Here is an 11971-nt window from a genome sequence, read left to right on the forward strand (position 1 = left end):
CAATATGAAAAGTCTGCGTATCATATGTTTATCAATGGTAGATTTTTCTTTTTCAAACTCAGGTTCATTCCCGCTATACCTTGTAGCCCCCCTGTGTGGATGGCCAATATTTTGGTTTTTTGGGGGAAATATCCATTCTTGACCAAATCTAAAATACCGTAGACCATCTTACCTGTATAAACAGGGTCGAGCGGTATTTGGGTCTTTAAATTAAAATCGTTTATAAACTGCACCAATGCTTCGGTGAGCTTTGCGTAACCCCCAAAATGATAGTCGGTTATCAACTTCCAATTTCCCCTTGGAGCAAATTTACAAATATCTTCTTGTAAAAAATCTCCTTTAAGCGCCGGAAACCCCAAAACTTTTTGAGAATCATGGGCCGCATTACTGATTCCGGCAATAGTACCCCCTGTTCCCACGGCACAACAGACCACATCGAAAACAGCATCATCGGGAGTCAAAATTTCCTCACATCCCTTTATGGCCAAGGCATTCGTTCCTCCTTCGGGCAAGAGATAAAATTTACCGAAGCGTTGTTCCAGACCGGCCAAAAGCGCCTTACTGTCTTTGTTACGATAGGCTTCCCTAGATATAAAGTTGAATTCCATGCCATGGGAATGTGCCAATTTCAGCGTACCGTTCCCCCGCCATTTTTCAGCAATTTCTTCCCCCCGTATCACCCCGACGGTCTTAAAACCATGGAGTTGTCCCGCATAGGCCGTGGCCGCAATATGGTTCGAGAAGGCTCCCCCAAACGTCAATAGGGTACCGAAACCCTTGGTTCGGGCCTCTTCTAGGTTGTATTTGAGTTTTCTGTATTTGTTTCCGGAAATCAAAGGATGTATCCGATCCTCCCTTTTAAGAACAAGGGAAACCCCTTTCTCGGCCAATATCGCCAGGTTTATTTCTTGATTTTTGGTCACTTCACCCATATGCAGCAAAAGTAGGGCGAAAAAGAGAACAAGTAAAGTGAAGTGTAGATTAAGCTCTACACTCCCCTATTGGGAAAGGTATTTTATAAAACTAAAAGGCTTGCGCTCACTCGTGTAGTTAAGGTTCTTCTCGTTCGAATAGGCCTCACGTTCAAAACTGATATTCTGATATGCCTTGTAACTATCGAGATATACCGCAGTTCTGATAAGCCATTCCGATATGTACAGAATGTAGAAAAAAACAATCAACAATTCTTGCTGCTGCTTCAGATGTATTTTCTCATGGTTGATCAAAACGATATCTTCTTTGAGTCCATCATGCTTTAAAATGATGAAGGGCCAAAGTGATAGACCAACATAGTTCTTATAAAAAAAATGTTTAAAGACTAAGATCATAATCAAAAGTTTAAACGGAGCTTCATAAAGTTAATTGTTATTCAGCCCTTATATTCGATAACTGAACTTTCTTGCCAACAATTACAACCATTCGTTAAAATACTGCTAAACACCCCTAAAATGTACGGTTTTCAAATCGTTTTTTGTTGTTTATCAACAAAATGAAGTAATTTTATACCTATCAAAAGCAAGGCAGAAGGAGGTGATGAAAAAAATAATCCCGCCCGAGGAGGGCGATTTTTACCTATCAAAAGAAGGATATCGGGTGTTTACCCAGCAATATCATTTAAAGAGAGGGTACTGTTGTGAAAGTGGTTGCAGGCACTGCCCCTATGGTTTTGACCCCAAAACGAACCGCCAATGAACATGGTTGTTCGGCATGATTTTTGAGGCTATCTTAATCAGAAAAAAGATGTATTAACACCAAATACAATTATTTGTTATGAAAAAAATTAAAATCCTTGCGATTCCCATGCTTGTGTTGCTGTTCTTAAGCTCATGTACTTCGGTGCGCGTACTTTCGGATTACGACAAAGAGGCGAATTTTGACAGCTACAAAACCTATGCTTTTTACAAAACAGGCATAGACAAGGCCCAAATTTCGGATTTGGACAAAAAACGTATCCTTCGCGCCATTGAGGCCGAAATGGGCAAACGAGGCTTTTCAAAATCTGAGAATCCAGATATTTTAGTGAGCATATTCACCAAAGAAAAAGAACAGGTAGACATCTACAACAATTACTGGGGCGGCTATTATGGCTGGGGATGGAACCCGTATTACTGGGGCCCAGGATGGGGAGGCAGCAATGTAAGCACCCGTACCGAAGGCTCATTGTACATTGACCTCATCGATGCCAAAAGCAAGGAACTGGTATGGCAGGGCAAAGGGGTCGGCAATCTTGTGAACGTAAGCAATATAGAAAAGAAGGAAGAGCGCATTCGCGAATTTGTTTCGGAAATATTGATGCAATACCCACCGAACGCCGTGGCCGCAAAATAAACATATTTTAACCAAGCAAAAGCTCTTTTATTTTTAAAAGGGCTTTTTTTATACGGTGGCCCACCCCATGCAATCGAAAGCCTCCCTTTTTTGTATCTTTATAACAGAAAACCGTCTAGTATGAAGTATATCAGCAACCCTGTTCTCGACAAGCTACCTGCCCATTTGCAGCAGTACATCAAACCACAGGATTACAATGGATATTCGGCTATAGACCAAGCCGTTTGGAGGTACGTAATGCGTAAAAACGTAGATTACCTCAGTAAGATGGCCCATGCTTCCTATCTTGAGGGACTGAAAAAAACCGGGATTTCCATAGACCACATTCCGAACATGTACGGTATGAACCGCATCTTAAAGGAAATCGGTTGGGCGGCCGTAGCCGTTGACGGATTTATTCCCCCTTCGGCCTTTATGGAGTTTCAGGCCTATAACGTTTTGGTCATTGCCTCCGACATACGCCAACTAGACCACATAGAGTACACTCCCGCCCCCGACATTATTCACGAGGGTGCAGGCCACGCTCCCATTATCGCCAACCCCGAGTATGCCGAATACCTTCGCCGTTTCGGAGAAATTGGTTGCAAGGCGATTTCCAATGCGAAAGATTACGAACTCTACGAAGCGGTACGCCACCTTTCCATCATTAAGGAAGCACCCGGCACACCCCAAGAAGAGATCGACAAGGCCGAAAAACATATTGAAGACCTACAAAACAACATGGGCGAACCCAGTGAGATTGCCCTTATTCGCAATCTGCACTGGTGGACTGTGGAGTACGGCCTCATTGGAACACCCGAAAATCCAAAAATATATGGTGCCGGACTTCTTTCCTCGATTGGGGAGAGTGCTTGGTGCATGACCGATAAAGTAAAGAAAATTCCGTATTCCATAGATGCGGCATATACTTCCTTCGACATCACCCAACCTCAACCACAGCTTTTCGTTACACCCGATTTTGCATACCTGAGCCAGGTATTGGAAGAGTTCGCCAACACCATGGCCCTAAGGCGTGGAGGGTTAAAGGGAATACAAAAACTTATTGAATCGAAAGAACTGGGCACTATTGAACTCAGCACCGGATTGCAGATATCGGGAAATTTCGATAGCGTAATAGAACACGAAGGCAAGCCGGCATTCTTTCAGACCGTTGGACCTACCGCCCTTTCCTTCCGGGAAAAAGAGTTGGTCGGACACAGCACCAAACAGCACGCCACCGGTTTTGGATCGCCCATAGGCAAACTCAAAGGCATCAACCTGGCCATTGAAGACATGAGCCCCCTAGACTTGAAGGCCTATAACATTTTTGAAGGCCAGCAGGTTTCCCTAGAGTTCGAAGGACACATTAAGGTATCGGGACAAATCATTACGGGTACCCGAAACCTACAGGGCGAAATTATTCTGGTTACCTTTAAAAACTGCCGAGTAAGCCATAAGGACAAAGTATTGTTCGAAAGTAATGACGAACTGTACAATATGGCCGTAGGTCGGGAAATTGTTTCCGCCTTTAACGGTCCGGCCGACCTCAACAGTTTTGACCTGGTTACCCACAAAGTATCATCGAGCACGATAAAAGTCAAGGCCGATTCCGCCCAAAGCCAATTGGAGCAGTATTACGAACAGATACGCCATTTTAGGGAAGGCAAGAACATTACCATCTCAAGACATAAGGTTTTTGAAGCCATCAGGGACGATTACCCTAACGATTGGCTGCTACCCGTGGAGCTATATGAACTCGCCAAAGAGAACGGCGACAATGATTTTGCCCAAGAAATAGCCGCACACCTAGAAACAGTTAAATTGAACCATCCGAAGCTAGGCCATCTGATAGATGATGGACTTAATTTGGTAAATCATAAATTTGAAACCGAAAAATTAAAATAACGATTGGCGCATTTGCCGATCGACCCCAAACCAAACCACTGTGAAACCATTCATCATTCTAATTTTTGCATTAATTCCATCGATATTTGTGGCACAACCCGAAGCAAATTATGACGAAACCAAGGTTCCCAAGTTTACCGTACCGGACCCATTATTGACCTTTAGCGGCGAAGCCATTACCGATAGCGACCAATGGGAAGAAAAACGAAAATTGGAAATCTATCAATTTTTCGAAAAACAGATTTACGGCAAGGTGCCCGCCATGCTCGACGAGTATTCGTTCGAAGTCATAGAGGAAGACAACAACGCTCTGGGTGGCAAGGCTCAGCGCAAACAAATCGCCGTTGGCCTAAAAAAGAACAACCGTTCGCTCAATTTCAACATCCTCCTCTATCTCCCCAAGGGAAACGAAAACGCTCCCGTATTCCTAGGCTATAATTTTCACGGCAACCACACGGTGACCGACGACCCCAAGGTCATCGTAACCGACGCCTGGAACGCGAACGACATCACCTTGAACATCCAGAATAACAAGACCACCGAAGCCTCTAGGGGCTCTAGAAAAAACCGCTGGGCCATTGACAAAATACTCGACAACGGATTTGGACTAGCGACGGTCTACTACGGTGAAATCGACCCTGATAAAAACGATTTTTCCGATGGATTGCACAGCCTCTTCTATAGGGAAGGACAAACAAGACCCAAAACAAACGAATGGGGAAGCATTGCCGCATGGGCCTTTGGCCTTAGCCGTGCCATGGATTACCTCGAAAACGACACCAACATTTCCAAGGTTATTGTTTTTGGCCATTCAAGACTGGGCAAGGCCGCACTTTGGGCCGGGGCCTCCGACCCTCGCTTTGACGGAGTGATCAGCAACAATTCCGGATGCGGTGGCGCGGCCTTATCTAAACGCAAATATGGGGAAACCATAGGCCACATCAACAATTCCTTTCCGCATTGGTTTTCGGAAAGCTTCAAGAAATACAGCAACAAAGAAGAAATATTGCCCGTAGACCAGCACCAACTATTGGCATTGATCGCCCCAAGGCCTTTATATGTGGCAAGTGCCGCCGAAGACGAATGGGCCGACCCCAAGGGCGAATTTCTTTCGGCACAGTACGCCACACCGGTATACGCCCTATATGGCAAAAAAGGAATCTCTAAAAGCGATAGCCCCGTTGTCGACAGGCCTATTCAAGAAACCCTAGCCTACCATATACGATCGGGAAAACACGATGTTACCGATTACGATTGGGACCAATACATCAGTTGGGCGCAAAATTTTGTAAAATAACCGAAGAGGTGTCAATCCTTAAGAAAAAAATCGCTTAGGTCTTGGTCTACGACCTCGTCTTTGTAGACCAACTGCCACCCCATGGAATTTGTTAAGATGTAAAACTTCTGAAGTTCGCTTATCAGACGGTTCCGGGCATTCGTTTTTAACGATGAGGCTTCCACTTTTTTCATCAACGAGGCCTTGACGTTTTTCTTGATCTTATTATAATCGCTAGCCTCGAACATATTCAAGTAGTCTGAGCTCACATCATAATACTCAAAGTCGGGATTGATCTTTACCTCGGGCTCAGGTATACTTTTGATTCGCAATATCTTATTGACCTCATCGACTTCAAAGTCTATTTGATTCAGGTCATAAGCTATGGTAACATCGGCATTGACCACTACCAAGGCTTTCTTTTCCGCGGAGATAAAGGGACCGAAAAGCATTTTGGAATCTTTGTAATTGTAAACTTCGGCAAAATGTCCTTCGGTAACGATCAATTTACTGACGTTGTCTATCTGTGTTTGGATAAGCATACTGTTTTCTTGAAGGATGCTTTTCTCCTCCCTTTCATCGGCACATGAACGGAACACCAAAACTATCGCCAAGGTGACAATAACCCCTACAAATACTTTTTTCATAAGTTGAAGTTACAATACAAATTGAAATTAACGAAACGGAAAAAGGATTCTACCCCCCAGAAATTTGACCGGAAAAATCCATGAAGGGAAACTGCTTTTGAACGTTGTTGATCTTAAGCCCCAAAGATTTTAAGAACGTTTTATGCTGTTCCGATTCCGGATGAAAGGGCCTGTGACGTAATCCTTTTTGAATGGCATCGACCTGCTGCATTGATTCTTGGGCTCCCTCCGTAATCCATACCGATTTAAACCTCTCCCAGATATAATCAACCGCCAATTGATTGGGGTGTACCATATCCTCTTTGTAGAAGCGGTAATCCCTAAGCTCATCCATCTGGATTTCGTACGAAGGAAAATATGACACCCCCTCTTGCAGAACCCCATGGACCGCCGAAATCAAATGCGCCTTACTTCTTTGATTCTCCACAAAACCGTCCTTTAGATGACGTACGGGCGATACGGTTAAAATAAACTGCACCTTCGGGTTTACCGAACGAACGGAGTCCATAATGGTATTCAGGGCCGCCTTCATTTCCGCAATGCCCAACAGTTCCTTTGAGAATTGTTTCTGCTGGACTTTATGACAGTTGGCCACTACCGCGTCGGTTTCTAAGTGGCGATACACCCATGCCGTTCCCAAGGTGATGCCGATATGGGTAGCGGTCGCCAGATGTTCCGCGGTTTTTTCCAATCCATCATTGAGTGCTCCCAATAGGGTTTCTTGGGAAAGGGCACTTAGATCGGAATGGGCCTCATAACACTGCCAGCGTTCGTTATGGTAAAATATATCATCTTGGGTATACCGCTTCTTCCGAAGGGCCCGAGATACCAAATTTTCAATGGCCAAGGGATGAAACAAAATACCGAAAGGATTCCGGAGTGACCGAAACTTAAAGTAGGTGGACTTTCCCCCGATATTTTCAGAAAAACAAGAACCCAGAAAAACCAAGCGACTTTCATAATCGATTTGGTTTGAGGCCTTTTGTAAAGGTATTTGTGTTTGGAGTTTCATTATCGTTTATTTTCTGGCTAGCATTTAAAAATAGCAGCCTACCTCATTTCTACGCTTCCCTATTGTTTTCAATCCATTAATTGAATCAGTATTCCCATTATACCAATGGCCAGACATAATGGAACAAAAACCTTTGAGTCCGCCTTCGCGAATGCGGTATGTTTTACTTTCTTAAAAAAGCCCAAATAATTAAAATCGCCTATGGCCCGTAAAATAAAAATAAAAGGAATAAACCAATATCCATAATTTATCACCCCATTCAGACCTTGAATAGTTAGGAGTCCTGATTTCATCAGGTAAACCAAAGCAAATAAAACCAAGACAACTCCCACCACCAGGGTCGCTATTGGGGGAATCTTAGGCAGGCATTCCCCATTGCCTTTTGTGGGGATCACTTTCCCTACCGCCCAATCGCCTCCAAAAAGCCAATAGAAATGCAAACCTCCAAGTACGATAAAAACCAAGAACAGAATTAAGGACAAAACCATAATAATCATACGTTTACGCTTTTAAATACTCGTTTCTTTATTTTATTGATCGGGCAAATTTCCTATAAAACAATGGAAGCAAGACTTAACTTTGGGTAATTAATGCCTTGAAAGCTGATTTCTGATCCTACTTAATGACTGTGGGGTAATGCCCAAATAACTCGCGATATGCTTTAGGGAATACTTTTGAAAATAATCAGGATGTTCTTTCATCAAAAGCAAGTATCGCTCCCTTGGATTCAAAAATAACAGCTGTTCGGTTCTACGTTTACTGTTGACGAATATTTGCTCACTTATGATCCTCCCAAATTTATTCCAATAAAAAGAAGTTTCGTAAAGCGCATTGAGCCCTGTCCTATCTAAAAAAATGGCCTCCCCTTTTTCAATACCCTGAATAGACAAGGTGGCCGGTTCTTCACGTATAAAACTCTCATAATCCGTAATGAATTCGTTTTCGGACCTTAGCAAGAGATTGGTTTCCATCAATTGGTCATTGGTGTGGTAAGACCGTATGGAACCCGACTTAATAAAAGCAATAAAACCACATATTTGCGGAGGCCGGAGCAACTGCTCCCCTTCGTCAAAGCCAACTATCGACAGATAGGGCTCTATCGCCTTCCAATCGTGCTCTTCAAAAGGTAATACCTGGTTCAATATGTGTTGTAAGGATTCGATGGCTATGTTCGGGATAAGGGATATGGTATTATTTGTCTTTTACCTGTCTTTTTTAATTAAATAAGCAACGTATCGATCTAGTCTTCCCGTAATGTTGCGATGACCTTACCGACATTCCTTTCCTCGAACCGGCCTATGAGGCTGAGCAAAAAACCGATAATCTTGGATTGGGGCGTCTTAATGAGTTCACTCAATTTCAGCACTACCCCATCAATATTTTTAATCGCTTCCTCTTGATGTTCCATACCCAAACCCCAAAGTAAGTTCGCATTGCCCCATGACACCTCCCTGGCCTTGGCCATACTAAAATCGATAATCTTCTCGTCTGAATTTTTCCCTGCCCAATCCAACATAAAAAGTAAAGGGGACACACGGCCAAGCCGGTCTTGCATTTCATTGACAATATCGGAAAGAATACGGTTTACCGTGTTATAGTCGGTTTCTATTTCCGCTAACTCCTTTTCCCTCATAACGGCACTTACCGCCATGGCCAGATCCAGATTGATATGCGTATTGATTCCGAGCATAACGTGCTGTAGAATGGTCAAGGGCTCTTTGGCGTTTTTGAAAACAAAATCCCACGACCTGCTTACCTCGAGGCCATTTGAATAAGCGTGGTAGGCGTCGAGATAGAAATTGGCGAATTCAACATCGAATTTTACCATTCGGTCATTATCCTCGAAATTTCCGAGCTCTACTTCTTTTAGTATTTGGGCCGTAGTCCTTCTGTACACATAGGCGAACAAGCCCATGCGGCTATTGGTTGCAATGGCGGTATCAATTATAACATCCAATTGACGGAGCACTTCTGTTATGGTAGTCGGGCGGCTAATCTTATCTGTTTATTTATGACTGTTTAAACTTAAAATCTCCTGTAAGTTACTTCATTTTCGCCATATGCTACCGACCTATTCGATACGCTTAGGTTTCCCTTCCAACACCAAATAAAAAGAAAAACGCCTCGCCTAAATGAGCGAAGCGTTGTTATAATTTACTTTATATAATCTTTAGCCTTGGCCAAGGCCTCATCGATTCCTTCGGGCTTTTTACCCCCTGCGGTAGCAAAGAAGGGTTGGCCACCGCCGCCACCTTGGATGAATTTCCCCAATTCCCTCACAATGGTTCCGGCGTTCAAATCTTTTGCCCCTACCAGCTCTTTAGAAATGTAACAAGACAATAATGCTTTTCCATTTTGTTCCGTTGCAAAAAGAAGGAAGAGGTTATCTTGGTTCTGCCCCATTTCAAAAGAAAGGTCTTTGATTCCCGCGGCATCCAAATCTATTTTCTTGGCTAAAAACTGAACCCCGTTCACTTCTTGGAGTTCATTTTTCAGCTCTACTTTTAGGTTTTTCGCCTTATCTTTTAAAAGTGCCTCCACTTCTTTTTTCAGCTTTGCATTTTCTTCCTGCAAGGTTGACACCGCCTTAACAGGATCTTGGGCATTGTTCAATAAGCCTTTGATATCTAAAAGAACCCTATCGTTCTCGGCATAGAAATCTTTTACGGCATCGGAGGTAATGGCCTCAATTCTCCTGATTCCCGAAGCCACGGCGCCCTCTGACTTTATTTTAAAATGCCAGATATCGCCGGTATTCTTTACATGGGTCCCCCCACAAAGTTCAATTGAGCGACCAAAGCGGACCGTGCGAACGGTATCGCCGTACTTTTCCCCAAAAAGGGCCATAGCCCCTTCTTCAAGCGCTTTCTCCACCGGAATATTACGTTGCTCCTCAAAAGGCAATTGTCCGGCAATACGGGCGTTTACAAAATTCTCTACTTCCCGCAGTTCCTCAGGTGTTACTTTTGAAAAATGCGAAAAATCAAAACGAAGGTATTTGGAATGTACCGCAGACCCTTTTTGCTCGACATGTTTACCGAGTACCTCACGCAAGGCCTGGTGCAATAAATGTGTAGCCGTATGGTTGGCCTGCGTACGCTCGCGCTGTTTCTTATCGACAACGGCCCTAAAGGTCCCGTTTAGGTCGGCAGGAAGGTTTTTGGTAAAATGGATAATCTCGTTGTTCTCTTTTTTGGTATCTAGGATGTAGACCACATCCCCATTCGGCATCTCCAAGTAGCCTTTATCGCCAACTTGTCCGCCGCCTTCAGGGTAGAAGGGGGTTAGGTTAAATACCAATTGATATTGCTCGCCCGCTTTTTTAGAGGTCACCTTTCTGTACTTCACCAGCTTTACGTTGGTTTCAAGCATATCGTAACCCACAAATTCCTGCTCTAAATCACTGGAGAGCACTTCCCAATCATCCTTGGAGATTTCCGAGGCGGATTTTGAACGGTTTTTCTGCTCTTGCATAGCGAGCTCAAAACCTTTTTCATCTAAGGTCAAACCTTTTTCCGAAAGGATCAGGGCGGTCAAATCGATTGGAAAACCATAGGTATCATAGAGTTCAAAAGCCTTTCTTCCGTCAACTTCCTTGCCCTTGACATTCAAAATTACCTGATCCAAAAGCACAAGCCCTTGTTCTAGGGTCTTTAAGAAAGAATACTCTTCTTCCTTTATTACGTTTTCTATCAGTTGGCGTTGTTCTTTCAACTCTGGGAAAGCTCCCCCCATATCTTCCGTCAATACATTGACCAAACGGTACATAAAAGGCTCCTTGGTGTTCAAAAAGGTAAATCCGTAGCGAACGGCCCTTCTCAAAATACGCCTTATCACGTAACCGGCACCGGTATTGCTTGGCAACTGTCCGTCAGCGATGGAGAAGGACACAGCACGAATATGATCCGCAATAACCCGGATGGCTATATCGATTTCCTCGTCTTTGCCATATTTGCTATGGGTAATGGTTTCAATCTCACGAATGATCGGTTTAAAGACATCGGTATCGTAGTTCGACTGAACACCTTGCATGACCATACACAAGCGTTCGAATCCCATTCCGGTATCGACATGTCTTGCCGGCAAGGGCTCTAATGAACCATCGGCCTTGCGGTTGTACTGCATGAACACCAAATTCCATATTTCCACGACTTGCGGATGATCGGCGTTTACCAATGAAGCCCCGGGAACTTTGGCCTTTTCTTCGGCCGAGCGGATATCTACGTGAATTTCGGAACAAGGTCCACATGGCCCTTGATCCCCCATTTCCCAGAAGTTATCTTTTTTATTGCCTAGAATAATGCGGTCTTCGGGTACAATGGCCTTCCACAAATCGAATGCTTCGGTATCCAAATCGAGTTTATCGGCATCCTTGCTTCCCTCAAAGACCGAAACATAAAGGCAATCTTTATCTATTTTCAATACCTCGGTAAGCAACTCCCATGCCCATTCGATGGCTTCCTTCTTGAAATAGTCGCCAAAGCTCCAGTTGCCCAACATTTCGAACATGGTATGGTGATAGGTATCCTTTCCTACTTCCTCAAGGTCATTGTGTTTTCCACTTACACGCAAGCACTTTTGGGAATCGACCGCCCTTGGATTTTTGGCCACGCTATTCCCCAAAAAGAACTCTTTGAACTGGTTCATGCCCGCATTGGTGAACATGAGTGTAGGGTCGTCTTTGATGACCATAGGGGCAGACGGAACTATTTTATGTCCTTTTTCTTTAAAAAAGTTTAAGAATTGCGATCGGATTTCCTTGGAAGTCATAGAAAATTATAAGGTTTTACAAAATTTGACGTTTTAAAGGAAAGTATTTCTATA

12 protein-coding genes are annotated in these 11971 nt (G+C 43.7%); 4 read left to right on the forward strand and 8 right to left on the reverse strand.

What is annotated here, in order from left to right; genetic code table 11:
* Positions 1 to 20: 20 nt before the first annotated feature.
* Both B4Q04_RS00165 and B4Q04_RS00170 read right to left on the reverse strand, forming a co-directional pair.
* Positions 21 to 932: a 1-aminocyclopropane-1-carboxylate deaminase/D-cysteine desulfhydrase gene (locus B4Q04_RS00165; protein ID WP_088695645.1), complete on the reverse strand. Its 912-nt coding sequence runs from the start codon at positions 930 to 932 to the stop codon at positions 21 to 23.
* 66 nt (positions 933 to 998) lie between these two features.
* On the reverse strand, positions 999 to 1328 hold the full coding sequence (locus B4Q04_RS00170) for a hypothetical protein (RefSeq protein ID WP_013992336.1): 330 nt from the start codon (positions 1326 to 1328) through the stop codon (positions 999 to 1001).
* Positions 1329 to 1533: 205 nt separating this feature from the next.
* On the opposite strand from B4Q04_RS00170, the gene B4Q04_RS22620 reads away from it, so the two are divergent.
* The 4 genes from B4Q04_RS22620 (at position 1534) to B4Q04_RS00185 (ending at position 5509) form a co-directional block, all read left to right on the forward strand.
* The gene (locus B4Q04_RS22620) at positions 1534 to 1692 is read left to right on the forward strand and encodes a DUF5522 domain-containing protein (protein WP_158499715.1); all 159 of its coding nucleotides are present in this window, start codon (positions 1534 to 1536) and stop codon (positions 1690 to 1692) included.
* 78 nt (positions 1693 to 1770) lie between these two features.
* Positions 1771 to 2328: a DUF4136 domain-containing protein gene (locus B4Q04_RS00175; RefSeq protein WP_013992338.1), complete on the forward strand. Its 558-nt coding sequence runs from the start codon at positions 1771 to 1773 to the stop codon at positions 2326 to 2328.
* Positions 2329 to 2448: 120 nt separating this feature from the next.
* Positions 2449 to 4212, forward strand: coding sequence for an aromatic amino acid hydroxylase (locus B4Q04_RS00180; RefSeq protein WP_088695646.1), 1764 nt, complete (start codon positions 2449 to 2451; stop codon positions 4210 to 4212).
* A 40-nt stretch (positions 4213 to 4252) separates the two neighbouring features.
* The gene (locus tag B4Q04_RS00185) at positions 4253 to 5509 is read left to right on the forward strand and encodes an acetylxylan esterase (protein ID WP_236630943.1); all 1257 of its coding nucleotides are present in this window, start codon (positions 4253 to 4255) and stop codon (positions 5507 to 5509) included.
* Positions 5510 to 5520: 11 nt separating this feature from the next.
* Here B4Q04_RS00185 and B4Q04_RS00190 read toward each other — a convergent pair whose 3' ends face one another.
* The 6 genes from B4Q04_RS00190 to alaS all read right to left on the reverse strand — a co-directional run bounded on the left by B4Q04_RS00190 (position 5521) and on the right by alaS (position 11917).
* Positions 5521 to 6135 (reverse strand): DUF4230 domain-containing protein, encoded by a 615-nt coding sequence (locus tag B4Q04_RS00190; RefSeq protein ID WP_088695647.1) that lies wholly within the window; start codon positions 6133 to 6135, stop codon positions 5521 to 5523.
* Positions 6136 to 6184: 49 nt separating this feature from the next.
* The gene (locus B4Q04_RS00195; protein ID WP_088695648.1) at positions 6185 to 7147 is read right to left on the reverse strand and encodes a GSCFA domain-containing protein; all 963 of its coding nucleotides are present in this window, start codon (positions 7145 to 7147) and stop codon (positions 6185 to 6187) included.
* Positions 7148 to 7215: 68 nt separating this feature from the next.
* Positions 7216 to 7644: a DUF3995 domain-containing protein gene (locus B4Q04_RS00200; RefSeq protein ID WP_088695649.1), complete on the reverse strand. Its 429-nt coding sequence runs from the start codon at positions 7642 to 7644 to the stop codon at positions 7216 to 7218.
* Positions 7645 to 7734: 90 nt separating this feature from the next.
* Complete coding sequence (locus B4Q04_RS00205; RefSeq protein ID WP_088695650.1) at positions 7735 to 8289, reverse strand: Crp/Fnr family transcriptional regulator; 555 nt, start codon at positions 8287 to 8289, stop codon at positions 7735 to 7737.
* A gap of 98 nt (positions 8290 to 8387) precedes the next feature.
* Entirely contained in the window at positions 8388 to 9116 is a 729-nt protein-coding gene (locus B4Q04_RS00210; RefSeq protein WP_262508218.1) for a DUF5995 family protein, read from the reverse strand.
* 185 nt (positions 9117 to 9301) lie between these two features.
* Complete coding sequence (gene alaS / locus B4Q04_RS00215; protein WP_088695652.1) at positions 9302 to 11917, reverse strand: alanine--tRNA ligase; 2616 nt, start codon at positions 11915 to 11917, stop codon at positions 9302 to 9304.
* Positions 11918 to 11971 lie beyond the last annotated feature (54 nt).

The sequence above is a fragment of the Zobellia sp. OII3 genome (assembly GCF_002211465.1).
Classification (GTDB): domain Bacteria; phylum Bacteroidota; class Bacteroidia; order Flavobacteriales; family Flavobacteriaceae; genus Zobellia; species Zobellia galactanivorans.

Excerpts from the sequence above, each read along its gene's own strand:
- B4Q04_RS00165 (WP_088695645.1), bottom strand. The coding sequence starts at position 932 with ATGGGTGAAGTGACCAAAAATCAAGAAATAAACCTGGCGATATTGGCC.
- B4Q04_RS00170 (WP_013992336.1), bottom strand. The coding sequence starts at position 1,328 with ATGATCTTAGTCTTTAAACATTTTTTTTATAAGAACTATGTTGGTCTA.
- B4Q04_RS22620 (WP_158499715.1), top strand. The coding sequence starts at position 1,534 with ATGAAAAAAATAATCCCGCCCGAGGAGGGCGATTTTTACCTATCAAAA.
- B4Q04_RS00175 (WP_013992338.1), top strand. The coding sequence starts at position 1,771 with ATGAAAAAAATTAAAATCCTTGCGATTCCCATGCTTGTGTTGCTGTTC.
- B4Q04_RS00180 (WP_088695646.1), top strand. The coding sequence starts at position 2,449 with ATGAAGTATATCAGCAACCCTGTTCTCGACAAGCTACCTGCCCATTTG.
- B4Q04_RS00190 (WP_088695647.1), bottom strand. The coding sequence starts at position 6,135 with ATGAAAAAAGTATTTGTAGGGGTTATTGTCACCTTGGCGATAGTTTTG.
- B4Q04_RS00195 (WP_088695648.1), bottom strand. The coding sequence starts at position 7,147 with ATGAAACTCCAAACACAAATACCTTTACAAAAGGCCTCAAACCAAATC.
- B4Q04_RS00200 (WP_088695649.1), bottom strand. The coding sequence starts at position 7,644 with ATGATTATTATGGTTTTGTCCTTAATTCTGTTCTTGGTTTTTATCGTA.
- alaS (WP_088695652.1), bottom strand. The coding sequence starts at position 11,917 with ATGACTTCCAAGGAAATCCGATCGCAATTCTTAAACTTTTTTAAAGAA.